This window comes from Pseudomonas tolaasii NCPPB 2192 (assembly GCF_002813445.1).
GTDB classification, from domain to species: Bacteria; Pseudomonadota; Gammaproteobacteria; order Pseudomonadales; family Pseudomonadaceae; genus Aquipseudomonas; species Aquipseudomonas tolaasii.
In genome coordinates, this window is the sequence record NZ_PHHD01000001.1 from 2,334,173 (window position 1) to 2,358,207 (window position 24,035).

The following is a 24,035-nucleotide window of genomic DNA, read 5'->3' on the forward strand; positions in this document are numbered from 1 at the left end:
ATGAACAACACACATGGCGTGGCGCTGGCCGTCGCCCTGAGCCTGATGCTGTCCGGTTTTGTAAAGGCGGACGAGGAAGAGGGCGTGCTCGAACTCACCGAGCAGCAGATCCAGGCCGCTGGTATTCAACTCGCCAAGGCCCAGCCTCGCGCGATCAGCACGATGCTGACGTTGCCCGGTGAAGTGCGCTTCGACGAAGACCGCACCTCGCACCTTCTGCCGCGTGTGGCGGGCGTGGTGGAGTCGGTGAAGGTCAACCTTGGCCAGTCGGTGAAAAAAGGCGACGTGCTGGCGGTGATCGCCAGCCAGCAGATTTCCGATCAACGCAGTGAACTGGCTGCCAGCGTGCGCCGGGTTGAACTGGCACGTACCACCTTTGAGCGCGAGCGCCAGTTGTGGAAGGACGAAATCTCCGCCGAACAGGATTACCTGCTGGCGCGCCAAACCTTGCAAGAGGCTGAAATCGCGCTGAACAACGCTCGGCAAAAGATGACTGCCCTGAGCGGCACGGCCGTGGCGGTCGGTGGCAACCGCTATGAATTACGCGCGCCGTTCGCCGGCACCGTGGTGGAGAAACACCTTGGCGTCGGCGAAGTGGTCAGCGAAACCACCAACGCCTTTACCCTCTCGGATTTGTCCCAGGTGTGGGTCACGTTCGGCGTTTTCCCGAAGGACTTGAATAAGGTTCGTGTGGGCAAGCCGGTGAATGTCAGCTCCACCGAAATGGGCACCGATGTGCAGGGCACTGTGGCTTATGTCGGCAGTTTGCTCGGCGAGCAGACGCGCACCGCAACGGTTCGTGTGAGCGTACCCAACCCCGAAGACGCCTGGCGCCCGGGCCTGTTTGTGACGGTGCAAGTCGCCACCGATACCTATCAGGCCAAGGTCACCGTTCCCCAGGCCGCGATCCAGACCGTCGAGGACAAACCTTCGGTGTTTGTGCGCACACCGGAGGGTTTCATGACGCGTCATCTCGAACTCGGCGTGAGTGAAAACGGCTACGTCGAGGTACGCAAAGGGCTCGAAGCTGGCGTGCAGGTGGCCACCGACGGCAGCTTCATCCTCAAGTCCGAACTGGGCAAAGGCTCGGCCGAACACGCCCATTGATCCTGCGAGTGATTCCTCATGTTTGAGCGCCTTATCCAATTCGCCATCGAGCAGCGCATCATTGTGCTGCTGGCGGTGCTGCTGATGGCCGGTGTCGGCATCGCCAGCTATCAGAAATTGCCCATCGACGCGGTGCCCGACATCACCAACGTGCAGGTGCAGATCAACTCGGCGGCGGCCGGGTTTTCGCCGCTGGAAACCGAGCAGCGTATTACTTTTCCCATCGAAACTGCCATGGCCGGGCTGCCGGGTTTGCAGCAGACACGCTCGTTGTCGCGCTCCGGTTTGTCGCAGGTGACGGTGATCTTCAAGGACGGCACCGACCTGTTTTTCGCCCGTCAGTTGGTCAACGAGCGTCTGCAAACCGCCCGCGAGCAATTGCCCGTGGGTATCGAAACGGCCATGGGGCCGATCTCTACCGGGTTGGGGGAAATTTTCCTGTGGACGGTGGAAGCCGAAGACGGCGCGCTCAAGGATGACGGCACGCCCTATACGCCTACGGATTTGCGCGTGATCCAGGACTGGATCATCAAGCCGCAACTGCGCAACGTGCCGGGCGTGGCCGAGATCAACACCATCGGTGGTTTCGCCAAGGAATATCAGATTGCGCCGGACCCCAAGCGCCTGGCGGCCTACAACCTGACGTTGGGTGATCTGGTCACGGCGCTGGAGCGCAACAACGCCAACGTCGGCGCCGGGTATATCGAGCGCAGCGGCGAGCAGTTGTTGATCCGCGCGCCAGGCCAAGTGGCGTCGATTGATGACATTGCCAACATCGTGATCACCACCTCGGACGGCACGCCGATTCGGGTGCGCAATGTGGCGCAGGTCGAAATCGGCCGTGAGTTGCGCACCGGCGCTGCCACCGAAAATGGCCGTGAAGTGGTGCTGGGCACGGTGTTCATGCTGATCGGGGAAAACAGCCGCACGGTGTCCCAGGCCGTGGCGAAAAAGCTTGAAGAGATCAACCGCTCGCTGCCTGAGGGGGTGGTGGCCGTTACCGTTTATGACCGCACCAACCTCGTCGAAAAAGCCATTGCCACAGTGAAGAAGAACCTGTTTGAAGGTGCGCTGCTGGTAGTGGCGGTGCTGTTTCTGTTTCTCGGCAATATCCGTGCGGCGCTGATCACGGCGATGGTGATTCCGCTCGCCATGTTGTTCACCTTTACCGGCATGTTCACCAACAAAGTCAGCGCCAACCTGATGAGCCTGGGCGCGCTGGATTTCGGCATCATCGTCGACGGCGCGGTGGTGATTGTCGAGAACGCGATCCGCCGGCTGGCTCATGCGCAGCATCGCCACGGGCGGCTGTTGACCCGCAGCGAGCGCTTGCATGAGGTATTCGCTGCAGCCAGGGAGGCGCGACGCGCGCTGATCTTCGGGCAGTTGATCATCATGGTCGTGTACCTGCCGATCTTCGCCCTGACCGGGGTGGCCGGCAAAATGTTCCATCCGATGGCGTTCACTGTGGTCATCGCCCTGTTGGGCGCAATGATTTTGTCGGTGACCTTTGTGCCCGCCGCGATTGCGTTGTTCGTGACCGGCAAGGTCAAGGAAGAGGAAAACCTGGTGATGCGTACCGCGCGCCGGGCCTATGCGCCGGTACTGGATTGGGTGATGGGGCGCCGTGCGCTGGTGTTTGGTTTGGCCGTGCTGACCATCGTTGCCTCCGGCTTGGTTGCCAGCCGTATGGGCAGCGAATTTATCCCCAGCTTGAGTGAGGGCGACTTTGCCCAACAGGCGCTGCGCGTGCCGGGCACCAGCCTCACGCAGTCAGTGCAGATGCAGCAACACCTGGAAAAAACCTTGATGGCCCAGGTGCCGGAAATCGAACGGGTGTTCGCGCGTACCGGTACTGCGGAAATCGCCTCCGACCCGATGCCGCCGAATATTTCCGACAGCTATGTGATGCTCAAGCCGAAGGATCAATGGCCTGACCCGAAGAAGTCCCGCGAAACACTGATCGCCGATATCCAGCGCGCCAGTGCGATTGTGCCGGGCAGTGCGTATGAACTGTCGCAACCGATTCAATTGCGTTTCAACGAATTGATTTCAGGGGTGCGCAGCGATGTAGCAGTGAAGGTGTTTGGTGATGACATGGCGGTGCTGAACAAGACCGCTGGAGAAATCGCCGAGACCTTGCAGACGCTTAATGGCGCCTCGGAGGTGAAAGTAGAGCAAACCTCGGGCCTGCCGGTGTTGACCATCAATATCGACCGCGACAAGGCCGCGCGTTTTGGCCTGAACGTGGGCGATGTGCAGGACACCATTGCTGTCGCGGTGGGTGGGCGTCAGGCCGGGACGCTCTACGAGGGCGACCGGCGTTTTGACATGGTGGTGCGTTTGTCCGACGCGTTGCGCACGGACATCGACGGACTGTCGCGCTTGTTAATACCGGTGCCGGCGATGGCCAGCAGTGCGTCCGGGCAGTTGGGCTTTATCGCGTTGTCACAGGTGGCCAGTCTGGACCTGGTGCTGGGCCCGAACCAGATCAGCCGGGAGAACGGCAAGCGTTTGGTGATTGTCAGCGCCAACGTGCGTGGGCGTGATATTGGCTCGTTTGTGGAGGAAGCTGAATCGGCGATCACCACCGGCGTGAAGGTGCCGGCGGGTTACTGGACCACGTGGGGCGGCCAGTTCGAACAGTTGAAGGAGGCCTCGGACCGTTTGCGGATCGTGGTGCCGGTGGCGTTGCTGTTGGTGTTCGGGCTGTTGTTCATGATGTTCAACAACCTCAAGGATGGCTTGCTGGTGTTTACCGGGATTCCGTTCGCGCTGACCGGCGGGATCATGGCGCTGTGGCTGCGGGATATTCCGTTGTCGATCTCGGCGGGGGTGGGGTTTATTGCGCTGTCCGGCGTGGCGGTGCTGAACGGTCTGGTGATGATCGCGTTTATCCGCAACCTGCGTGAGGAAGGGCGCTTGCTGTCGGCGGCGGTCAATGAAGGCGCCCTGACCCGCTTGCGGCCGGTGCTGATGACAGCGCTGGTGGCCTCCCTCGGGTTTATCCCCATGGCCCTGGCCACCGGCACCGGCGCCGAAGTGCAACGCCCGCTGGCGACCGTGGTGATCGGCGGGATTATTTCTTCCACCTTGCTGACCCTGCTCGTGCTGCCGGCGTTGTATCAATGGGCACATCGCAGGGAAGAGTGACCCATGGCGACCATGCTGAAAGCAGCTGAGTCGAGTGTGGGAGTTGTCGAGCTTTAGCGAGGCTACGAAGGCGGTGGGTCAGGCGGCCTGTTTCTTGGCCTTGCCGCCGTCTTCGCCGGCAAGCCAGCTTCCACATTGCACTGCGCACTTTCAGTCATGGGGTATGAGGGGAAACACCAGGCGGAACACGGTGAACCCTCCAGGCAGGCTGCGCACGTCAGCCTGGCCCAGGTGCAGCGTCATGATCGAACGCACGATGGCCAGCCCCAGCCCGGTGCCGCCTTCGGTGCGAGCGCGGCTGCTGTCAACACGGTAGAAACGTTCGAACAGGTGGGACAGGTGTTGTGCTTCGATGCCGGGGCCGGGGTTGCTCACCGACACCGACACTTCGCTGCCGTACGTTTCCACCAGCAGCGAAACATTGGAACCGGCCGGGGTGTGGCGAATGGCGTTGGAGAGCAAATTGGAGAGCGCGCGCTGAATCATCAGGCGATCACCTTTGACTTGGGCGTCGCCGCTCAGCGTCAGGGTCAGTTGCTTGTCTTCGGCACTCAGGGCAAACAGTTCCATCACCCGCCGGGCTTCATCCGCCAGTGAAATCGTTGCAAAAGATGCCCGCGCCGCCGGGTGGCTGACCTGGGCGAGAAACAGCATGTCGGACACGATACGTCCCAGACGCTCGAGCTCTTCGGTGTTGGATTCCAGCGCGGCTTTGTATTCTTCCGCAGGTCGCTGGCGCGAGAGTGTCACCTGCACCTTGCCCATCAAGTTGGTCAGAGGCGCGCGCAGCTCATGGGCCAGGTCGTCGGAGAATTGCGACAACTGTTGCACTCCCGCATCGAGGCGATCAAGCATCACGTTGAAGCCCTGGGCCAACTCGCCCAGCTCCTTAGGCAGGTTGTCGACGGACAAACGATGAGTGAGGTCTTGAGTGGTGACTTTGGCCGTGACCTGGCTGAACTGCTTCAACGGCGCGAGCCCGCGTTGCACCAGCCACCAGGCACCCATGCCGATGAGGATCAACAGCAAGGGAAGGGCGATAACCGTGGCGCGCAGATAGGCGCTGAGCAGTGCCTGATCATCCATGCGGTCCAGGGACAGCACCACGCGCACACGTTCACCGTTGCCCAGACGCATCAGGCTGGAGGCGCTGAGAATTTGATTGCCAAAGTTGTCGGTCCAGTTGAGGTAGCCGAGGGTTTCCCGCGGTGCGAAGTCTGTCAGCAGGGGTTCCTGAGTCTTGGCGCCGACGCTGAGCAACACGCTGTTATCCGGGGCGGTGCCGACGATGGTCAGGTAGAAATTGTCATGGCCAATCACCAGGTCCATCAGCGAGTGTGGGCGGGAGCGGATGCGATTGGCGTCCAGCCCCAGCGCCAGGCTGTGCTGAATCTGCTCCATCTTGCTTTCCAGGCCTTTGCGCGCGAGTTTTTCCAGTTCATGGGTGAGGGCAAGGTAAGCCAGAGTCGCCAGCAGCAGCACCAGGCCGGCGCCCATCAGACTGACCGTCAAGCCCAGTCGCATCGACAAACTGCTGGTTTTCATTGTCGCGCCTCCAGCACATAACCCACGCCGCGAATCGTGTGGATCAGTTTGACCTCGCTCTGGTCATCCACCTTGGCGCGCAGGCGGCTGATGGAGACTTCCACCACGTTGGTGTCGCAGTCGAAGTTCATGTCCCACACCAATGAAATGATTTGCGTGCGGGTCAGCACTTCGCCGGACTGGCGCATCAGCACTTGCAGGAGGGCGAACTCCTTGGTGGTCAGGTCGATACGCCGGTTGCCGCGATAGGCGCGATGGCGGCGGGGGTCCAGTTCCAGGTCGCACACACGGAATACATCCGGTTGCGGGATGTGCTCGCTGCGCCGCAACAGGGTGCGCACCCGTGCCAGCAGCTCGGGAAATTCGAAGGGCTTGACCAGGTAGTCGTCGGCGCCCATGTCCAGCCCCTTGATCTTGTCGGCCAGCCGGCCACGTGCGGTCAGCATCATCACGCGCTGGGTGCTGCTGCGGCGCAATTGCTCCAGCACTTCCCAGCCGTCTTTTCCTGGAAGGTTGACGTCGAGAATCACCAGTTCGTACGCATGTTGGCCAGCCAAGTGCAAGCCATCGACGCCATTGGATGCGCAGTCGACTACGTAACCACTTTCGCTCAGGCCTTGCTGCAGGTAGTCGGCGGTTTTTTGCTCGTCCTCAACCACAAGGATACGCATGGGGATTTACCTTTACAGATAGGAGAAGGGGTCCATTTCCCTATGGAATGAGGTCCTTTGTGAGTAGGAAAAGTCTGAACCGTGAAGTTACTTCAGGGTCAACTGCGACCATCGGTCGCTGCTGAACACGCGCAAAAAAAACGCCCCAGTGGGGCGTTAAAAAATCATCTCTTTCCAAAGGAGCTACAAAAAAGCTTCAGAGATGAATGTTGCTCGGTACAAATCAAGTTGATGCGAGTATAAGAAGTTCAACTTAACGGGAAGCTGGTCCCAATGTTACAGTTTTGATAACTGATCATTTGTGAACAGATGTTAGTTAACGGCGAACGAATGTAATCACTCACAATGCCGCCAGTGGGTATTCGACAATCACGCGAACTTCTTCCAGGTCAGACTCGAAAGCACTGGAGCGCACGGTGGCCTGACGCAGACGCAGCGACAGATCCTTGAAGTTGCCACTCTGTACGACGTACCTGGCTTCGATATCCCGCTCCCAACGGCGTTGATCGGTCAACGGATTACCTGCTGCATCACGGCGCATATACACCGCGTTGGCATTGCTGTAGTCGGCGCCGGTGCCTTTGCCGTAGCGGGTCATGAATGACAGGCCGGGAATGCCGAACGTGTGCATGTCCAGGTCGTAGCGCACCATCCACGACCGCTCCTTGGGCGAGTTGAAGTCGCTGTACTGGATGGAGTTATTGAGGAAGATCGAATCCGATTGGCGCAGGTAGTCAAAATCGTCATTGCCGTTATTGCGCTGGTGCGACAGTGCCAGGGTGTGGGCGCCGGCCTGTACCCCGACCTTGGCGCTCCAGATGTTGTTATTGAACTCACCCAATAGCTTTTTGCCTTCGTCCACCGCTTTGTAGTAATTGAAGTCGCCGAACAAAGACACATCGTTGCTCAGCGGGTATTTGGCGGCAGTGCCGAAATAGTACTGGTCCCAGGCGTCTTTCAAACGGCTGCTGTACAGGCTCACGCTCAGGTGTTTGTTGAGTTGGTAATCGCCGCCGACGTAGCCGATCCAGGGCGAATCGACCTTGCCTGCATAAAAGGTGGCAAAGCCTTTGTTCATACCGCTTTGAGTGGGTTGGCTCATGCTGCTCAGGCGCCCGCCCTGCAGGGTCAGGCCTTCAAGGCTGGTATTTTGCGCGGTCACGCCACGAAAGCTTTCGGGGAGCAGGCGCGAGTCACCGGCGGCAACCACGGGTGTGTTGGGAAACACGTCGCCGGCTTTGATCACGGTGTCGAGGAAACGCAGTTTTGCCGCGCCGCCGAATTTGCTGTAGTCGCTTTCAGGCTGGTTTTCACTGTCTACCGGCAGCACGCCGAATGAGCCTTTGCCGCCGCTGCGGCCCGTGCCTGAGTCGAGCCGCAGGCCGTACATGGCAAACGCGTCCAGGCCAAACCCCACGGTGCCCTGGGTAAAACCGGATTCGAACTTGCCGATCAAACCTTGTGCCCAGGCCTCGGAATAACCGTTGCCGGTGGGGCTGGACTGGCCCTTGCGGTCATCACGGTTGAAGTAAAAATTGCGTGCAAGCACGTTGACGCTGCTGCCTTCGATAAACCCCTCCGGCTTTTCGTCTGCCGCTCCGGCTGCCATGGGCATTACCGCGAGCAGGGAAAGGGGGAGGGCGTAATGGCGCACATTAATGTTTCGCTCCTGGATACTGGCAGTTTCAGCTTCTTATAGATGAGGGCGTTGTTATTGCTCTGGCCCGGGCTGATAGTTGCAAACGGCGAATAACAGTGAAGTTGCGCCAACATTACAATTCTGGAAACTCATGGCCACCTAACAGATAAGTAATGTTTTAGTGAACATTGCGTCAGGGTTCGCTCGTTAGTCTCGGCACTGAACTTTTCAACCGAGGAACTTGATATGAACTTTTACAAAATGGCGGTGGGCGTATTCATTGCGGTGTTGTCCTTTGGCGCACTGGCCGAAGGCGGTGGGGATCGCACCTTTGCCCTGATGATGGAGCGCAATGAGAAAGCCATGGCGGCCTATGCCGAGAAAAAGGGCAAGCCGGCCCCCGAAATAAAGGCGTATCGCTACGGCATGAAGCTGGACATTGCCAAAGTGGTCAACGTGACGCCGCCGATTCGTTCGTGCGAGGCCGTGCCGTCGCGCATGACCTACGAGGACTCCACCGGCAAGCTCAACACCCTTCAATATCAAGTGATGGGCGTGTGCCGAAACAACGGTGGCTAATGGATCCAAAAAAAGAATTGGGCCCAGCCTCAAAGTGCTCTTAAGAAAATGCCGGCAGCGCCGATGCAGGTCAGATCCTTCTCCCTTTATGACCATCGGTGCCCCATGTTCAACACCCGTTTGAAGCAGGAGCTGTCGGCTCTTCGCGAAGAGTTGTCCAGCTTGCAGCAGGTCAAGGAGAGCCTGGAAAGCGAAATGCTGTGCCTGACGCTGGACGCCGATGGCCGGGTGGAATGGGCCAATGCCAACTTTCTGCAGGAGTTGGTCTACCAGGCCTCAAACATTGTGGGGCGCCCCATTGAAGAGCTGGTTCCGTCTCATCTGCGTCAGGATGAGTTCCAGCTACGCTTCAAAAATGCCTTGGTGCGCGGTGAACATTTCGCCGGCACCGTGCGCTTGGTGCGCAGCAATGGCAAGGAAGCGTGGTTGCGTTCGATTCTGCAGCCAGTGCGCGGCTCGGATGGGCGCATTAAACACTTTTCGATATACGCAAGTGACCTCACCCGCACCATTGAGGCCTCGCGTGAGCATGAAAACCTGATCACCGCGCTGGTGCGTTCCACAGCGGTCATCGAGTTCGACCTCGGCGGCCATGTACTGACCGCGAATGATCGTTTCCTCAGCGGTATGGGCTACAGCCTGGCGCAGATCCAGGGCAAACATCACCGCATGTTCTGCGAGCCGGTGGAGGCCAACAGCGCCGAGTACCAACAGTTCTGGAAGCGCTTGAACGCGGGGGAATTTGTTGCCGCACGCTTCAAGCGCGTCGACAGCCATGGTCGCGTGGTGTGGCTGGAGGCCACTTACAACCCGGTGCTCGACGCTTCGGACCGGCTGTACAAAGTGGTCAAGTTCGCCACGGTGATTACCGATCAGGTCAACCAGGAACAGGCCGTGGCCGACGCGGCGAATATCGCTTACAGCACGTCGCTGCAAACCGACAGCAGTGCCCAGCGCGGCACCACGGTGGTGACCCAGGCGGTGGACGTGATGCGTGACCTGGCCAAGCACATGCAGCAGGCCGGCGAAGGCATCGAGGCGCTGAACGAACAGTCCCAAGTGATCGGCACCATCGTCAAAACCATCAGCGGCATCGCCGAACAGACCAACCTGCTGGCGCTCAACGCCGCCATCGAGGCGGCCCGTGCCGGTGAGCAGGGACGTGGTTTTGCGGTGGTGGCCGATGAAGTTCGCCAGTTGGCCTCGCGTACCAGCAAGGCCACCGAGGAGATTGTCGGCGTGGTGCGGCAGAACCAGGACATGGCCCGCGACGCGGTGACCCTGATGACCGATGGCCGCCTGCAAGCCGAGCAGGGCCTGGCGCTGGCGGCCGAGGCGGGCGCGGTGATCGTCGAGATTCAGGACGGTGCGCAAAAGGTGGTCAGCGCTGTCGGCCAATTCGCCAATCAGCTGTCCAGCTGACCCGCAGGGCTCAGGCTTGAGGTATCGTAGGTTTTTTCTCGCTTGAAGAGCCTACCCTCCATGAGCCCTACCCATCGTCGCCCCGTTCCGCTGTCCAAGGCCTACCGTTTGCTCAACCACGGGCCAACCGTATTGGTCAGCGCGGCGCACAATGGCCAGCGCAATATCATGGCTGCAGCCTGGGCCATGCCGCTGGACTTTGAGCCGCCGAAAGTCGCCGTGGTGCTGGACAAGTCCACCTGGACTCGCCAACTGCTGGAGGGCGCCGGCACCTTCGTGCTCCAGGTGCCCTGCGTGGCCCAGGCTGATCTTGTGCAGACGGTCGGCAACACCACCGGCTCCGAAACGGATAAATTCGCTGCGTATGGCCTGCAAACCTTTACCGGCGAGCACACCGAAGCGCCCCTGCTGGAAGGTTGTGTGGCGTGGCTTGAGTGCCGCCTGTTGCCCGAACCCCACAACCAGCAGACCTATGACCTGTTTCTCGGCGAAGTGGTCGCGGCCTACGCCGACGAGCGTGTCTTCAGCGAAGGGCACTGGCATTTCGAAAACCATGCTGAACTGCGCACGTTGCACCATGTGGCGGGCGGCAATTTCCTGACCATTGGTGAGCCGGTCGTCGGTCGTCAGCTGTAAGCCTCAGCCGCGCTGGACGCGGCCCGACATCTTCACCCAGCGCGACGGCGGCATGCCATAGGTGCTGCGAAATTGCCGGGTCATGTGGCTCTGGTCGGTGAAACCTGCGGTCATCGCGGCGTCCACCAGCGATTGGCCCTGGGCCAGCAGGCTGCGCACCATATCCAGGCGGCGCATGGTCAGGTAGCGGTAGGGGCTGGTGCCGAACAGCAAACGAAAGTCCCGCGATAGCGCCCAGCGGTCGCGGCCGCAATGGTCGGCCATTTCATCCAGCGTAATGCTGCGGCCCAACGCGCTGTGGATAAATTCCCGGGCGCGCTCGGCGGCCACGTAATCGAAGGATTTGCGGCTGATGATTTCCCCGGAAGTGGTGCTCAGTGCCTGGGCCAGGTCGAACATCGCGTCTTGCTCTTGCAAGGGGTCGATCGGGCAATCCAGGCTTTGCAGCAGCACTTCGCTGGCACGGAATAACCTGGGGTCCGTGGACAAACCCTTGGGGATAAACGGTAACGGCTTGCCGCCGAGAATCTGCTGGATCAGCGCCGGCTCCACATAGATCATCCGGTATTTGAAACCCTCCACGCTGCTGGCGCGACCGTCATGGGTTTCGTCGGGATGAATCACCATGGTCGTGCCCGGCAGGCTGTGGGTCATGCAGCCGCGATAATGAAAACTCTGCACCCCGAACAGCGTGCGCCCGATGGCGTAGGTGTCATGGCGGTGCGGGTCGAATGCGAAGCCGGCGAAGTACGCCTCGATACGGTCCAGGCCACTGGCGTGCGGGGCGCGGTGCAGCCAGTCGAGGGTGGAAGTCGGATTGCCCATGGTGGCTTGTCACATGTAGAGATGGAAACACGTTAACCCAGTCTGCGCGGGTTGTCTGGTGGGGTCTTGTACGATTGTGCAGCGTTTCGTCCGAATAAATTCTTTGGTCTGTAGGAAAACATTATTTATCGATAAAAAATTATTGTTTTACGATAATTTGTGAGCTACTTTGCCTCCACATTCAACTCACGAGGCCTTCCATGAATACACAAAGTCTTGCCCTGCTCAGCCAACGCATGTCAGTGGTCACGCTGGTGCTGATTATCAGCATGCTCGCCCTTAACGCTGCCGGGTGGCTGTTCCCGGTGTTCGGTTCTTCACCTCAGGGGCTTGGTTTGAACTTCGCCTTGAGCGATCGCTTGATTCAGGGGCGCATTGATAAAGTGGCCTTGTTCCCGATGTGGCAAATCTTCGGAGCTATCCTGCTGTCCAGCGTGCCGTTGCTGGCGCTTACATCCGGCTTGAACCACCTGCGCAAACTGTTTCAGAGCTATGCTCGCGGTGAGTACTTTTCCAGCAAGGCTGCGTTTCATCTGGGCAAGGTGGGCAAGGCTGTCGCCGTTTGGGTGCTGCTGGATTTTTTATGTGAGCCATTGTTGAGTGCCTGGGTGACAATGAATGAGCCGGTCGGTCAGCGGCTGATCACGCTGAGTGTGACTACGCCCAGTTTTGTGGCGCTCTTCCTGGCGGCTTGCATCGCAGTGATTGCGCGTATCCTGTGGCAGGCCAGTGAAGTGGATTCTGAAAACCGCACCTTTGTTTGAGATTGAAATGCCCATTGTGATTGAGTTGGACGTTATGCTTGCCCGGCGCAAGGTCAAATCCAAGGACCTGGCTGCGGCTATCGGGATTACCGAACAGAACCTGTCTTTGCTCAAGCAAGGCAAGGTGAAGGGGATACGGCTCGGCACGCTGGATGCCATTTGTGCCTACCTGGAATGCCAACCGGGTGACTTGCTGGTGCACAAACCTGAGCCAGACACTGAGCAATAACGACTTATCAGCCTTACGAGAGGACACCCGCCATGACGCTTCCACACTGGGCATACGCAGCACCTTTGGTGTCGTTGGGGCTGCTCTGGATTGTCGCCGTGGTGACCCCCGGCCCTAACTTCTTCAACATTGCCCAACTGGCTGCCAACGGTTCGCGCCGTCATGGCGTGGCGGCGTCGGCGGGTGTCGCGTCGGGGACCATTTTGTGGGGCCTGGCGGGAGGCCTGGGTATCAAGTCGTTGTTCACGGCTGCACCCATGTTGTACGTGGCATTCAAGATTATCGGCGGCTGCTATTTGATTTACCTGGGGCTCAAGCTGTTTAAGCGTTCGACGCCTGCTGCCGGGCAGCAGATGCTGCCGGATGAACCCCGACGTTCGATGTTCTCGGCCTGGCGTCTGGGGTTGCTTGGTAACCTGTCCAACCCCAAGTCGGCGCTGTTTGTCGCCACCATTTTCGCGTCGACCATGCCGCCTTCGCCTTCTCCCATGCTGTTGACCCTGGCGGTGATCGTGATGGCCACTTTGTCGTTCAGTTGGTATACCGCTGTGGCGCTGGTGTTTTCCAGCGAGCGGATGGCGAGTGTCTACAGCCGTTCGCGCAAGTGGCTCGACCGCTTTGCCGGCGGTTGCTACTTGTTGTTCGGCGCACATCTGGTAGCGAATCGCTGATCGCCCATGGTATGAAGCCTTACTTTCAACAGTGAGGCCGGGTCATGAGCAAGGTGCGGGTAGGTATTATTTTTGGTGGCCGTTCGGCCGAGCACGAAGTCTCGTTGCAATCGGCGCGCAATATCGTCGATGCGCTGGACCGCTCGCGCTTCGAGCCGGTGCTGATCGGCATCGACAAGGCCGGCCACTGGCACCTCAACGATACGTCGAACTTCCTGATCAACCAGGAAAACCCGGCCCTTATCGCGCTCAACCAATCCAACCGCGAACTGGCGGTGGTGCCGGGCAAGGCCAGCCAGCAAGTGGTTGAAACCTCCGGCCAGGGCCTGCTGCAACACATCGACGTGATCTTCCCTATCGTGCACGGTACCCTCGGCGAAGACGGCTGCCTGCAAGGTTTGTTGCGCATGGCGGATTTGCCTTTCGTCGGCTCCGACGTACTGGGTTCGGCCGTGTGCATGGACAAGGACATCAGTAAGCGCCTGCTGCGCGATGCCGGCATTGCGGTGACTCCGTTTATCACCCTGACCCGCCGCAACGCCTCGCGCACTTCCTTTGAAACCGCAGTGAACAAGCTCGGGTTGCCCCTGTTTGTGAAACCGGCGAACCAGGGCTCTTCAGTGGGCGTGAGCAAAGTCGCCGATGAAGCCGGGTATCACGCTGCTGTTGAACTGGCCCTGGGTTTTGATGAAAAAGTGCTGGTGGAATCCGCTGTCAAAGGCCGTGAAATCGAATGCGCGGTGCTGGGCAATGAAAACCCGATCGCCAGTGGCTGTGGCGAGATTGTGGTGAGCAACGGCTTCTATTCCTACGACAGCAAATACATCGACGACCAGGCCGCCCAAGTGGTGGTGCCGGCGGCTATCAGCCACGAGGCGAGCGAGCGCATCCGGCGTCTGGCGGTGGACGCCTTCGAAGTGTTGGGTTGTGCCGGGCTGGCGCGGGTGGATGTGTTCCTCACCGAAGACGGTGAAGTGCTGATCAACGAAATCAACTCACTGCCCGGCTTCACCCGCATCAGCATGTACCCCAAGCTGTGGCAGGCGGCAGGCATGAGCTACAGCGAGTTGGTAAGCCGCTTGATTGAGCTGGCACAGGAACGGCATGCGGGGCGCAAGGGGTTGAAGATCAGCCGTTAGTTGATCGTCAGCAATCAGTAACGCTATCAGGCGTTACTGAGTACTTCACGAAACACATCGGGTCTTATAGTCGCAATGTGCAGCAGAGAACGTGCCGCACCGGAAGGCGAGCGGCGGCCTTGTTCCCATTCTTGAAGGGTTCTTACCGAAACCCCCAAGAGCTCGGCAAACCTGGGTTGTGACAAGCCTGTCTTGCTTCTTGCTTGCGCCGCCGGGGTCATTTCAATGTGGTTCGTCGAGCCATAGCGTCCTGCTTTGACATCTTTGACAGCGGCCAGTAATTCTTCGCCGATATTGCGTTTGGAGTCGCGCTCCTTCAGCTGTTTTTCAGTGAGCGGCATGGTTCATTTCCTTCGCTATTTTGTACAGGGTATGTGCCGGGATATTCTCGGTTGCGCCCTTTCCGTAAATCAGGAGTGCCACCAGGGCACCGCAAGTCAGCTGTGTGGTGTAGATGACTCTCACCGCTCCACTCTTGCCACGACCTTCCAGGCTCCAGCGTACCTTGCGGCAGCCACCCGACCCGGGAACCACAGTGCCGGCTTCAGGGTGATTGGCCAGAAAAGCCATAAAAATACCCCTTTCCTCCTCGGTCCAGTAATCGGGCCATAGTCTGCTGAACAGCGGAGATTCTATAATCGTTAACACGCAAAATACTACGTCTTTGACGTAGCCTCTGGCAAGAAGGGCAAGCCAGAAAATCTCAGGAGAAAAAGCTCTTCTCAAGGAGCTTTTTATCGCAAAACAAGACAGGATTTTTTATGCGCGGGGCAACGGGTAAGAAACGGGAAGTTAGTCTGTAGGCGTGTTCTCACCCGAGCGTACGAGCAACCCACGAATAAATCAGCGTCTTCGCCTCTTCAGGGTTGTGCGTCCTCCTGCGGTAGCTGGCAAAGCTGGGCGACGTGCAATAAGTGCACACCTGGCTGACTTCAATTTGCTCGCGCTTGAGCCCCGCCTCCAGCAACAACATCACCCCATACCCGCTCAAATCAAACCACGCGCTGCCGGCTTGCCGGGCATGGGGCGGTGGGATTTGCGGCGGTAATAACGGCGCGGGTTGAGTGGGCTGCCACAGGTGTTCCTGAGTCGCCGGAAATTGCGCGATAAAGCTGTCACTGACTTCATAACAGCACGCCTTGATCGACGGCCCGATGGCCACCTGTAACTGGTCGGCAGGAATCCCGTCCTCGGCAAAACGCTGGATGGCGTTGGCGACAATCCCGCCTTGCAGCCCCTTCCAGCCGCCATGCACGGCCGCTACCCGCTGAGCGTTTTTGGCGGCGATCAAAATGGGCAGGCAATCGGCGGTAATCACCGCAACCGGCTGATGCCGATGGGTGAACACACCGTCGGCTTCGAGGGTATTGGCCACTTGGTCGGGCTGCCAGTCAATCACTGACGCGCTGTGCACCTGCTTGCAGAAAAACACGTCAGCTGGTCGCGACGGATCGTTGATCGTACAAAAGCCATGGTCGATGCCGGGGATGGCGCCGAGGTTGTCTGCCTGTTGCAAGGTGCACTCTCCGTTGATTAAACGCTCAGTCGCCTACCGCCGCGCCTTCGCGCCGAGGGTCAGCGCCGCCACTGAGCGACGCTTTGCCCTGGGCATCTCGCGTGCGCACGATGGCCTGGATGCCGCTGGTCATATCGATTTCACTCAGCGCGTGGCCTTTGTCCCTGAGCGCCTGCTTCAGCGCCGGGCTGAACAAGCCCGCTTCCAGTTCGGTAGCGCCATTGCGGCTGCCGAAGTTGGGCAGGTTGATGGCGGCTTGCGGGTCGAGTTTCCAGTCGAGCATCGCCACCAGGGATTTGCTCACGTATTCGATAATCTGCGAGCCGCCTGGCGAACCGACGGTCGCCAGCAGCTCGCCGCTTTTACGGTCGAACACCAGGGTTGGCGCCATGGCCGAACGCGGGCGTTTGCCCGGCTCAACGCGATTGGCCACAGGCTGGCCGTTTTCTTCGGGGATGAACGAAAAGTCGGTCATCTGGTTGTTCAGCAAAAAACCCTGAACCATGAGGTGGGAGCCAAACGCTGCCTCGACCGTGGTGGTCATCGACACGGCGCCACCCAGGTCATCCACCGCGACCACTTGCGAGGTGGAGATACGCAACGGCGAGCGGTCCGGCGCATAGGCCACCTGAATGCCTGCAGGCGTACCCGGCTTGGCAATGCCCATGCTGCGCTCGCCGATCAGTGCGGCGCGCCTGGCCAGGTAGTCCGGGGCGACGAGGCCTGCGACCGGTACGGGTACGAAGTCCGCGTCGGCCACGTACAGGCCCCGGTCGGCGAACGCCAGTCGCCCGGCCTCGGCGAGCAGGTGCACGGCTTCGGGCGTGGGTTCAAGTCCGGCAGGTGACGGGCTGTTCACCGGCAGCATCGGTGCAATGGCCAGCGCCGGATCGCGCGTTTCCAGCGCCTGCAATGTGCCGAGGATCTGCGCAACGGCAATCCCGCCCGACGACGGCGGCGGCATGCCACACACCTTCCATTGTTTGTAGTCGGTGCACAGCGGCGTGCGCTCCTTGGCGGTGTAGCCCTTGAGGTCGGCCTGGGACAGGCTGCCCGCATTGCGATGGTCCTGCACCTTGCGCGCGATCTCATCGGCAATCGGCCCGTGGTACAGCGCGTCGGGGCCCTCCTTGGCGATGCGCTTGAACACCGCCGCCAGCGCCGGATTTTTCAGCAGTGTGCCGGTGGCTTTTGGCGAGCCGTCGGCCTTCAGGAAATAGGCGGCCATGTCCGGCGATTGGGGAATGAAGCGGTCAGCTGCGATCAGGGCATGCAAGCGCGGGGAAATAGCGAAGCCTTGTTCTGCCAGGCGAATGGCCGGCTCGAACAGCTTGGCCCACTGCAGGTGCCCGGTTTGCTTGTGCGCCATTTCCAGCGCGCGCAAAACCCCCGGCGTGCCGACCGAGCGCCCGCCGATCTGCGCCTCGGGAAACGCCATCGGGGTGCCGTTGGCTTTCAGGAACAAGCGCTCGGTGGCACCGGCAGGCGCGGTTTCGCGGCCGTCGTAGGCGTGCACGGTTTTCCCGTCCCACAGCATGATGAACGCGCCGCCACCAATGCCGGAAGACTGCGGCTCCACCAGGGTCAACACGGCCTGCATGGCAATGGCGGCGTCAATGGCCGAGCCGCCCTGACGCAACATCTCGCGCCCGGCTTCGGCCGCCAGCGGGTTAGCGGCAGCGGCCATGTGGCGCTCGGCGTGCCGGGTGGTGAGGTCAGTGCGATAACCCGAGCCCGGTTCCGGCGCCGGAGGCTGTTCGTTGACGGGGGGGTGACAGCCAGCCAGGGCGAGGGCTGCGGCAATCATCGACAGTTGACGGCGGGAAATCGAAAACACGCGCTGAACTCCGTTCATTGTGAAAATGATCTGTTGTCCTTGGGGTCGTACGTTTTACAGGTAAATCGTGCCTTGCAGGTAAAGTACCGCGGTGCCCGAAATGATCACGCGGTCGCCCTTGAGCTCGCAACGCAGTTGCCCGCGGCGCTTGCCGCCTTGCTCGGCGGTGAGCTGCAACTTGCCCAGGCGTTCGGCCCAAAAGGGCGCCAGCGAGGTGTGGGCCGAGCCCGTGACCGGGTCTTCGTTGACGCCCACGTTCGGTCCGAACCACCGGGTGACAAAATCAAAACGTGTGCTTCTGGCCGTCACCGCGATTCCGCGCTTCGGCAGGCCTTTGAGGCGGGCGAAGTCCGGCGTCAAGGCGGCGATTTGAGCTTCATCCTCGACCCATACAATGTAATCGTCGGTGGCATACACCTCGGCGTGTTCGATGCCCAGTGCACTCAGCATTCCGGCCGGCGGCTCGCAACGTTCAGGGTGTTTGGCCGGGAAATCCATCGCCAGTTCATCACCGTTGCGCGTCACCCGAAGCTCGCCGCTGCGCGTGGCAAAGCGCAACACTTGCGGCGCACCCGGCAGCTTGTGAATCAGCACCCATGCCGCCGCCAGCGTGGCGTGGCCGCACAGGTCGACTTCGACTTCCGGAGTAAACCAGCGCAGCTCGTAAACATCGCCACGGGGTACAAAGTAAGCGGTTTCCGAGAGGTTGTTTTCCGCGGCGATATTTTGCAGCTGCTCATCGGTCAGCCATTCGGTGAGCGGGCATACCGCGGCCGGGTTGCCGCCGAAGGCATGACTGCTGAACGCGTCGACTTGGTAGATATCCAGTTTCACCGTGGGGCACTCGGTGTGGGGGAGGCTGGACACTAACAGTGGGTTCAGTCGAGCGTCAAAGTACAGATGGCGGCTTTTTTTGAGCGCCGTTGTGAGGGTCGGTTCAGCCTAGGCGCAACAACATCGCCCCGGCGGCAATGATGCAGGCGGCGACGATTCGTACGAGGGTCAGATGTTCTTTGAGAACAAACGCCGAGATCACCACGCCGAACAGGATTGAGGTTTCCCTGAGTGCGGAAACCGTGGCGATGGGCGCAGACGTCATCGCCCATAGTGCCAGCCCGTAGGACGCGATGGTGCCAAACCCTCCGATGATTCCGGCCCGCCAGTGGTGCTCCAGGTAACGGCAGAACTCGCGTCGTCGAGTGGCCAGGGCCCAGGCGGCAAGCGGGAGGCCGGTCAGCAGGAAAATCCACAGCGTATAGGCCACCGGCGCGCCGGATTTACGCACGCCCAAGCCATCAATCAGGGTGTAGCCTGCGATCACGCAGGCATTGATCAGCGCCAGCATCAGTCCGTTTTTGCGCCCGACCGAAGGTGCGACGGCCATGCTCAGGATGCCGAGTGATATCACGGCAATGCCGAGCCAGGCGAACGCCGATAACGTTTCGGATAACAGCAGCACACTGACCATTGCCACCAGCAGCGGGGCGGTGCCGCGCATGATCGGGTAGGTCTGGCTCATATCGGCGATGCGGTAGGTCGAGGCCACCAGCACGAAATACAGCACCTGAAACACCACCGACGCGCCGATGAACGGCCAGCTTTGCGGCGCTGGCCGCTCAAGAAATGGAATAACTGCCAGCGCGATCAGGGCGGCGACAGAGGTGATCATGCAAGTGGTCAGCAACTTGTCGCCGCCGCCCTTGACCACTGCATTCCAGGTGGCGTGGAGCAGTGCGCCCAGCAGGATGATTGCGAAGATGTCGAGGCTCATGCATCGAGTTCCAGGTCGCTGTCTTCACGCCAAGGCGCCCAGGGCCGGAAGTCAGCGCGGTCAGCCTGTAACGGCAGCTGTTCCAGGGTGACGCCGGGGTTGGAGAAGTCGGGGTTCACGTCTCGCCTCCTGATGATTGGGGGCGAGTATGCCTCAGCACTTTTCTTGACGCATAAAAAAACGGCTTACCTTTCGGTAAGCCGTTTTTAGTACTTGGTGGCTACACAGGGACTTGAACCCCGGACCCCAGCATTATGAATGCTATGCTCTAACCAACTGAGCTATGTAGCCAAGTGGCGCGCATTATTCGCGCAGAACGGGAATGCGTCAAGCACTTTTATTGAAAATTTTTCTACGCTTTCAACTGTTTAACCAAAGTCGGCTGAGACGGCGACGAGTGGTACATCGGGCGTGGGGTGTAGGTGGGGGCGATCTGATGGCGGTGTGTGCAGCGTCCGGCGTCTTTGAAACCGGGGAATTCGGTTGGGCAGATATCCCTGCCGCCCAACGTTGCCTTTCGGCGGGCTTACGGTTGTGAGGCGTTGTGCGTGACGCGTTTGAGCTGTTCACGTGCGCGCGACAGGCGTGAACGGACAGTGCCGATAGGAATGTCCAAAACGTCGGCAGTATCCTGATAACTGCCGTCGGTCTCCAGCGAGGCGTACAACGTCTTGCGCATCTCTGCCGGAAGATGGTCGATGGCGCTCAGGGTTTTCTCGAGTCGACGGTTGACTTCGAACTCCCAGTCCAGGTTTTTGGTGTCTTCCTGACCATGCCACAGTGATTCGTCGAATTCGCAATGCACCGGCTTGGCGTACATGCGCCGGAAATGGTTGCGGATCAGGTTCTGTGCGATGCCACACATCCACGTGCTGAGGGTGGCCTGACCGCCGAAGCGTTCGCGGTTGCGCCAGGCTTCCAGGTAGGTCAGTTGCAGGATGTCATCGGCGTCTTCGGGGTTGAGCACGCGTTTATGAATAAAACGTCGAAGTTTCTTTTGCTGGTCGTCCGTCAGTTGGAGCATGAATTGAGGCGAGCTGCCAACGAGGTGCGCTAAAGCTTCAATAGGGATATTCACGATATTTTCCTCAGGGTAGACGCTGCCGAAATGTTTTCGGTGAGAACCCCTTTAGCACTGGCTGTGCCAAGCGAATAAATCGCGTAATACACTGATTTATATAAATAAATATCCTGAAATGAGAGTGTTTTGCGCAGTTTTTTGCAAAAGTGGCGTGTTGTTTTTGCCGGTCTTTTCAATAAGCCTTATGTATCGTTTTTCGATGGAACCGTATGGCGCATGCCTGCCACACAGGGACACAAACTTCCTGCCCCGGCACGCCCATGAAAGTCGAATCCAGCCCCGATCTGCACAAAATCCAGCGCCTGGAGCAGCCTGCCCCCGAGAAAGTCGTTCAGGCTCGCGCGCAAGCTGCTACGGGCCTGGATGAGCTTGCCAACGCGTTCAGTCGAGAAGTGGCGCTGATCAGCAAAACCCTGAATCAGCGCTCGATGGGCGTTCTGATGACGCCCACCGAGCAGCTCGCGCAACTCTATGACCAGTTGGGCCATCCGGCCCAGACGAGCCTGGCGTCCATCACCCAGCAAGCCAGGCAGGCGCTGAAGAAACAGCCCAGTGTCGAGGACCTGCTGAAGCTCACGGGTGGCGACCCGGCGCGTACCTATGTGGTGTTGCGCCAGATCACTGCGCAGGCGGAAGCCGAAGTGCGCAAGACGGAAGCCGCGCTGGCACGTGATGCGTTGGCCAGGCTGGAAATGCGCCACAAGCGGGAGATCCAGGCGGGCCTGAACATCGCCATGACCTTGCAGGCGGCCAGCGGTGATCCTCAGGAGCGCCAGGCGGTACGCACCCTGTATTACACCAATGTGGTGGTGCGCCAATCGTTGGCGAACATGATGCAGGCGTTGCTCGGCATGTACGGTGGCGAACGGTTTGCCGACGGGCTCAACATCATGCGACGGGCCCTGGCAGATGACGTGGCGGCCCTTGCGTCGTCCATTCCGACGGCCAAGTTGCGCACTTTGTTGCTGGGGTTGCAAAGCTGCGGGCAACTGGGCGGGGTTTTGTCCAGTTGTCGCGGGCTGATCGAACGCCTGCAGGTCGAGCACGACGCGGTCATCCTGTTGCAGCGTTTGTTGGGTTACGCCGGCAACGGCATCGGGTCTTCCGAAGTCCAGCGGTTGGCGAGTGAACTGGCGAGCGATGCAGAGACGGCCAGTCAGCTGACCTCGCTGAATGCCGTTTACCCTGTGGTGAAAAGTTTGCCGATGGCCCTGTGGCGCGATACCCGTGGGCGCCAGGAGGGGCTGCACACCTTTTTGTTGGTGATGGATGAGTTCACGCGCCTGGAGAAAGGCCCGTCCCGGTTTGGCAGTGAGCCGAGGACGCTGGCGTGAACATTCTGGCAACCGTCAACCGCTGGCTGTTGAAAGCTGCGCAGCGTGCCGAGGTACTGGGCGCGGTGGTGGTGTTGGCTATCGTGTTCATCTTTATCGTGCCGCTGCCCACCTGGTTGGTGGACATTCTGATTGCGCTCAATATTTGTATTTCCTGCCTGTTGATTGTGTTGGCGCTTTACCTGCCGGGGCCTCTGGCGTTTTCCTCGTTCCCCTCGATCTTGCTGCTGACCACGATGTTTCGCCTGGCGCTGTCGATCGCCACCACGCGCCTGATCCTGCTGGAGCAAGACGCCGGCGACATCGTCGAGGCGTTCGGCAATTTTGTGGTGGGCGGCAATCTGGCGGTCGGGCTGGTGATCTTCATGATCCTGACCCTGGTTAACTTCCTGGTGATCACCAAGGGCTCCGAACGCGTTGCCGAAGTGGCGGCCCGCTTCAGTCTGGACGCGATGCCGGGCAAACAGATGTCCATCGACAGCGACCTGCGCGCCGGGCTGATCGACGGCATCCAGGCGCGTGACAAGCGCGATCAGCTGTCGCGCGAGAGCCAACTGTTCGGCGCCATGGACGGCGCCATGAAATTCGTCAAGGGCGACGCGATTGCGGGCCTGGTGATCGTGTTGATTAACTTGCTGGGCGGTTTTTCCACCGGCATGTTCCAGCATGGCATGAGCGCCGCCGATTCCATGGCGTTGTACTCGGTGCTGACCATCGGCGATGGCCTGATCGCGCAGATTCCCGCGCTGCTGATCTCCCTGACCGCCGGCATGATCATCACCCGCGTGGCGCCGGACGGGCGCAAAGGCGTGAGCAACATGGGCGCCGAAATTGCCCGGCAGATGACCAGCGAGCCCAAGAGCTGGATGATCGCGTCGGTCGGAATGCTGGCCTTCGCGACGTTGCCGGGCATGCCCACGCTGGTGTTTATTCTGATCGCGTTGGTCACCGGCTGCCTGGGGTTTTACCTGATGCGTCAGCGCCGGGAAAAAGCCGAAGCGGGCAACACGGTCGAAATCGCACCGGAGGAAAACGGCGCCGAGGACCTGCGCGGGTTCGACCCTTCGCGGCCTTACCTTTTACAGTTTCCTCCCGAGCTGCGAGGCACCGAGCGGGTGACGGAAATCGTGCATGAGGTTCGCAAAGCGCGTAACGGCATCGTTGCGCGGATCGGTTTGACGTTGCCGCCGTTTGAAGTGGAGTTCAACCCGGCCCTTGCCAGCGATGAAATGCGTTTTTGCGTGCATGAAGTACCGATGGTCAAAGCCACTCAGGGCGACGCAGTGGCCGTGGCCCGCACGTCCCTGGCGCAGGAGCCGGAACAGGGGGTGCCAGGCTTGCCCGAGCGAGATGAACAGGACTGGGTATGGTTACCGGCCGATGCCCCGCTGCTGGCTGACCCGGACCTTGAGCGCTTCAGCGCCCTGAGTTTGATCGTTGAGCGCATGACCCATTCGATGATGCTCAGCGGGCCGCAATTTCTCGGCATTCAGGAGAGCAAGTCAATCCTCGGTTGGCTTGAGCACAACCAGTCGGAGCTGGTCCAGGAGCTTCAGCGCATCATGCCGCTCTCGCGCTTCTCCGCCGTGCTGCAGCGCCTGGCAAGCGAGGGCGTGCCCTTGCGCGCCGTGCGCCTGATCGTCGAATCGCTGATCGAATACGGCCAGCATGAGCGTGAGCCCGATGCCTTGGCCGACTATGCGCGCATCGCCCTCAAGTCGCAGATCTTCCACCAGTACAGCGAAGCCGATGGCCTGCATGCCTGGCTGCTGGCGCCGCAGACTGAAAACATTCTGCGTGAAGCGTTGCGCCAGACTCAGACCGGGGTGTTCTTCGCGCTCGATAACGATAACAGCGCAGCGTTGATCAACCTGCTCAACCAAGCCTTTACGCTGCGCCCCAAGACCAAAAGCGTGATGTTGGTTGCACAGGACCTGCGCAGCCCTTTGCGCACCTTGTTGCTGGAAGAATTCAACCATGTGCCGGTGCTGTCGTTTGCCGAGCTGGGCAGCACTTCCAAGGTCAAGGTACTGGGCCGTTTCGACCTGAACCAGGACGAGCTGATGCGCGGAGCCGCGGCATGACCCTGTCACTCCGGTCGACGGCAGAAGGCGCT

At 59.9% G+C, this 24,035-nt stretch carries 22 protein-coding genes, 1 tRNA gene and 2 pseudogenes; 12 read left to right on the forward strand and 13 right to left on the reverse strand.

Annotated features, from left to right (window positions below):
- Both ATI14_RS10715 and ATI14_RS10720 read left to right on the forward strand, forming a co-directional pair.
- Window positions 1-1,107: an efflux RND transporter periplasmic adaptor subunit gene (locus ATI14_RS10715; RefSeq protein ID WP_016971268.1), complete on the forward strand. Its 1,107-nt coding sequence runs from the start codon at window positions 1-3 to the stop codon at window positions 1,105-1,107.
- Between the two features lie 18 nt (window positions 1,108-1,125).
- Entirely contained in the window at window positions 1,126-4,260 is a 3,135-nt protein-coding gene (locus tag ATI14_RS10720; protein ID WP_016971267.1) for a CusA/CzcA family heavy metal efflux RND transporter, read from the forward strand.
- A gap of 150 nt (window positions 4,261-4,410) precedes the next feature.
- Here the strand turns inward: ATI14_RS10720 and ATI14_RS10725 are convergent, their stop codons facing one another.
- The 3 genes from ATI14_RS10725 to ATI14_RS10735 all read right to left on the reverse strand — a co-directional run bounded on the left by ATI14_RS10725 (window position 4,411) and on the right by ATI14_RS10735 (window position 8,136).
- Window positions 4,411-5,805, reverse strand: coding sequence for a heavy metal sensor histidine kinase (locus ATI14_RS10725; protein WP_016971266.1), 1,395 nt, complete (start codon window positions 5,803-5,805; stop codon window positions 4,411-4,413).
- Window positions 5,802-6,476 (reverse strand): heavy metal response regulator transcription factor, encoded by a 675-nt coding sequence (locus tag ATI14_RS10730; protein ID WP_016971265.1) that lies wholly within the window; start codon window positions 6,474-6,476, stop codon window positions 5,802-5,804. The genes ATI14_RS10725 and ATI14_RS10730 overlap by 4 nt, the downstream gene beginning before the upstream one ends.
- A 340-nt stretch (window positions 6,477-6,816) precedes the next feature.
- The gene (locus tag ATI14_RS10735) at window positions 6,817-8,136 is read right to left on the reverse strand and encodes an OprD family porin (protein ID WP_016971264.1); all 1,320 of its coding nucleotides are present in this window, start codon (window positions 8,134-8,136) and stop codon (window positions 6,817-6,819) included.
- Between the two features lie 225 nt (window positions 8,137-8,361).
- On the opposite strand from ATI14_RS10735, the gene ATI14_RS10740 reads away from it, so the two are divergent.
- The 4 genes and pseudogenes from ATI14_RS10740 to ATI14_RS10750 all read left to right on the forward strand — a co-directional run bounded on the left by ATI14_RS10740 (window position 8,362) and on the right by ATI14_RS10750 (window position 10,752).
- Window positions 8,362-8,694: a DUF2790 domain-containing protein gene (locus tag ATI14_RS10740; RefSeq protein WP_016971263.1), complete on the forward strand. Its 333-nt coding sequence runs from the start codon at window positions 8,362-8,364 to the stop codon at window positions 8,692-8,694.
- Between the two features lie 195 nt (window positions 8,695-8,889).
- Window positions 8,890-9,576, forward strand: a pseudogene (locus tag ATI14_RS31975) (PAS domain-containing protein); the annotation flags it as partial.
- Between the two features lie 108 nt (window positions 9,577-9,684).
- Window positions 9,685-10,116 (forward strand): annotated as a pseudogene (locus tag ATI14_RS31980) (methyl-accepting chemotaxis protein); the annotation flags it as partial.
- Between the two features lie 60 nt (window positions 10,117-10,176).
- Window positions 10,177-10,752 (forward strand): flavin reductase family protein, encoded by a 576-nt coding sequence (locus ATI14_RS10750; RefSeq protein ID WP_016971261.1) that lies wholly within the window; start codon window positions 10,177-10,179, stop codon window positions 10,750-10,752.
- 3 nt (window positions 10,753-10,755) lie between these two features.
- Here the strand turns inward: ATI14_RS10750 and ATI14_RS10755 are convergent, their stop codons facing one another.
- On the reverse strand, window positions 10,756-11,577 hold the full coding sequence (locus ATI14_RS10755; protein ID WP_016971260.1) for an AraC family transcriptional regulator: 822 nt from the start codon (window positions 11,575-11,577) through the stop codon (window positions 10,756-10,758).
- A 200-nt stretch (window positions 11,578-11,777) separates the two neighbouring features.
- Between ATI14_RS10755 and ATI14_RS10760 the strand changes: the two genes are divergently transcribed.
- From ATI14_RS10760 to ddlA, 4 genes are read left to right on the forward strand one after another with little or no spacing between them, the layout of a single operon-like run.
- Entirely contained in the window at window positions 11,778-12,341 is a 564-nt protein-coding gene (locus tag ATI14_RS10760) for a DUF2975 domain-containing protein (protein ID WP_016971259.1), read from the forward strand.
- Between the two features lie 7 nt (window positions 12,342-12,348).
- Entirely contained in the window at window positions 12,349-12,570 is a 222-nt protein-coding gene (locus tag ATI14_RS10765) for a helix-turn-helix domain-containing protein (RefSeq protein WP_017253759.1), read from the forward strand.
- A gap of 32 nt (window positions 12,571-12,602) precedes the next feature.
- Window positions 12,603-13,241 carry a LysE family translocator gene (locus ATI14_RS10770; protein ID WP_016971257.1) on the forward strand — a complete coding sequence of 213 codons (639 nt, stop codon included), beginning with the start codon at window positions 12,603-12,605 and terminating at the stop codon, window positions 13,239-13,241.
- A 44-nt stretch (window positions 13,242-13,285) separates the two neighbouring features.
- A complete protein-coding gene (gene ddlA / locus ATI14_RS10775; RefSeq protein ID WP_017253757.1) occupies window positions 13,286-14,380 on the forward strand; it encodes a D-alanine--D-alanine ligase in 1,095 nt (364 codons plus the stop codon).
- A 26-nt stretch (window positions 14,381-14,406) separates the two neighbouring features.
- Here ddlA and ATI14_RS10780 read toward each other — a convergent pair whose 3' ends face one another.
- From ATI14_RS10780 to ATI14_RS10815, 9 genes are all read right to left on the reverse strand, one after another.
- On the reverse strand, window positions 14,407-14,721 hold the full coding sequence (locus ATI14_RS10780; RefSeq protein WP_016971256.1) for a helix-turn-helix domain-containing protein: 315 nt from the start codon (window positions 14,719-14,721) through the stop codon (window positions 14,407-14,409).
- Window positions 14,708-14,950 (reverse strand): hypothetical protein, encoded by a 243-nt coding sequence (locus ATI14_RS10785; protein ID WP_016971255.1) that lies wholly within the window; start codon window positions 14,948-14,950, stop codon window positions 14,708-14,710. The genes ATI14_RS10780 and ATI14_RS10785 overlap by 14 nt, the downstream gene beginning before the upstream one ends.
- Window positions 14,951-15,191: 241 nt before the next feature.
- The gene (gene pgeF / locus ATI14_RS10790) at window positions 15,192-15,896 is read right to left on the reverse strand and encodes a peptidoglycan editing factor PgeF (protein ID WP_016971254.1); all 705 of its coding nucleotides are present in this window, start codon (window positions 15,894-15,896) and stop codon (window positions 15,192-15,194) included.
- Window positions 15,897-15,921: 25 nt separating this feature from the next.
- On the reverse strand, window positions 15,922-17,751 hold the full coding sequence (ggt, locus tag ATI14_RS10795; protein ID WP_080519806.1) for a gamma-glutamyltransferase: 1,830 nt from the start codon (window positions 17,749-17,751) through the stop codon (window positions 15,922-15,924).
- Window positions 17,752-17,787: 36 nt separating this feature from the next.
- The gene (locus tag ATI14_RS10800; RefSeq protein ID WP_016971253.1) at window positions 17,788-18,567 is read right to left on the reverse strand and encodes a PhzF family phenazine biosynthesis protein; all 780 of its coding nucleotides are present in this window, start codon (window positions 18,565-18,567) and stop codon (window positions 17,788-17,790) included.
- A gap of 103 nt (window positions 18,568-18,670) precedes the next feature.
- Complete coding sequence (locus ATI14_RS10805) at window positions 18,671-19,504, reverse strand: EamA family transporter (protein ID WP_016971252.1); 834 nt, start codon at window positions 19,502-19,504, stop codon at window positions 18,671-18,673.
- The gene (locus tag ATI14_RS31830; protein ID WP_016971251.1) at window positions 19,501-19,623 is read right to left on the reverse strand and encodes a hypothetical protein; all 123 of its coding nucleotides are present in this window, start codon (window positions 19,621-19,623) and stop codon (window positions 19,501-19,503) included. Before ATI14_RS31830 ends, ATI14_RS10805 begins: the two co-directional genes overlap by 4 nt.
- Before the next feature lie 95 nt (window positions 19,624-19,718).
- Window positions 19,719-19,795, reverse strand: a tRNA-Met gene (locus ATI14_RS10810).
- Window positions 19,796-20,030: 235 nt separating this feature from the next.
- Complete coding sequence (locus ATI14_RS10815; RefSeq protein WP_016971250.1) at window positions 20,031-20,582, reverse strand: RNA polymerase sigma factor; 552 nt, start codon at window positions 20,580-20,582, stop codon at window positions 20,031-20,033.
- Window positions 20,583-20,845: 263 nt separating this feature from the next.
- Here ATI14_RS10815 and sctW point away from each other — a divergent pair, with 263 nt between their 5' ends.
- Both sctW and sctV read left to right on the forward strand, forming a co-directional pair.
- On the forward strand, window positions 20,846-21,919 hold the full coding sequence (gene sctW / locus ATI14_RS10820; protein WP_016971249.1) for a type III secretion system gatekeeper subunit SctW: 1,074 nt from the start codon (window positions 20,846-20,848) through the stop codon (window positions 21,917-21,919).
- Window positions 21,916-24,003, forward strand: a complete 2,088-nt coding sequence (sctV, locus tag ATI14_RS10825) for a type III secretion system export apparatus subunit SctV (protein WP_016971248.1) — start codon at window positions 21,916-21,918, stop codon at window positions 24,001-24,003. The genes sctW and sctV overlap by 4 nt, the downstream gene beginning before the upstream one ends.
- Window positions 24,004-24,035 lie beyond the last annotated feature (32 nt).

Excerpts from the sequence above, each read along its gene's own strand:
- ATI14_RS10715 (WP_016971268.1), top strand. The coding sequence starts at position 1 with ATGAACAACACACATGGCGTGGCGCTGGCCGTCGCCCTGAGCCTGATG.
- ATI14_RS10720 (WP_016971267.1), top strand. The coding sequence starts at position 1,126 with ATGTTTGAGCGCCTTATCCAATTCGCCATCGAGCAGCGCATCATTGTG.
- ATI14_RS10725 (WP_016971266.1), bottom strand. The coding sequence starts at position 5,805 with ATGAAAACCAGCAGTTTGTCGATGCGACTGGGCTTGACGGTCAGTCTG.
- ATI14_RS10730 (WP_016971265.1), bottom strand. The coding sequence starts at position 6,476 with ATGCGTATCCTTGTGGTTGAGGACGAGCAAAAAACCGCCGACTACCTG.
- ATI14_RS10740 (WP_016971263.1), top strand. The coding sequence starts at position 8,362 with ATGAACTTTTACAAAATGGCGGTGGGCGTATTCATTGCGGTGTTGTCC.
- ATI14_RS10750 (WP_016971261.1), top strand. The coding sequence starts at position 10,177 with ATGAGCCCTACCCATCGTCGCCCCGTTCCGCTGTCCAAGGCCTACCGT.
- ATI14_RS10755 (WP_016971260.1), bottom strand. The coding sequence starts at position 11,577 with ATGGGCAATCCGACTTCCACCCTCGACTGGCTGCACCGCGCCCCGCAC.
- ATI14_RS10760 (WP_016971259.1), top strand. The coding sequence starts at position 11,778 with ATGAATACACAAAGTCTTGCCCTGCTCAGCCAACGCATGTCAGTGGTC.
- ATI14_RS10765 (WP_017253759.1), top strand. The coding sequence starts at position 12,349 with ATGCCCATTGTGATTGAGTTGGACGTTATGCTTGCCCGGCGCAAGGTC.
- ATI14_RS10770 (WP_016971257.1), top strand. The coding sequence starts at position 12,603 with ATGACGCTTCCACACTGGGCATACGCAGCACCTTTGGTGTCGTTGGGG.
- ddlA (WP_017253757.1), top strand. The coding sequence starts at position 13,286 with ATGAGCAAGGTGCGGGTAGGTATTATTTTTGGTGGCCGTTCGGCCGAG.
- ATI14_RS10780 (WP_016971256.1), bottom strand. The coding sequence starts at position 14,721 with ATGCCGCTCACTGAAAAACAGCTGAAGGAGCGCGACTCCAAACGCAAT.
- ATI14_RS10785 (WP_016971255.1), bottom strand. The coding sequence starts at position 14,950 with ATGGCTTTTCTGGCCAATCACCCTGAAGCCGGCACTGTGGTTCCCGGG.
- ggt (WP_080519806.1), bottom strand. The coding sequence starts at position 17,751 with ATGAACGGAGTTCAGCGCGTGTTTTCGATTTCCCGCCGTCAACTGTCG.
- ATI14_RS10805 (WP_016971252.1), bottom strand. The coding sequence starts at position 19,504 with ATGAGCCTCGACATCTTCGCAATCATCCTGCTGGGCGCACTGCTCCAC.
- sctW (WP_016971249.1), top strand. The coding sequence starts at position 20,846 with ATGAAAGTCGAATCCAGCCCCGATCTGCACAAAATCCAGCGCCTGGAG.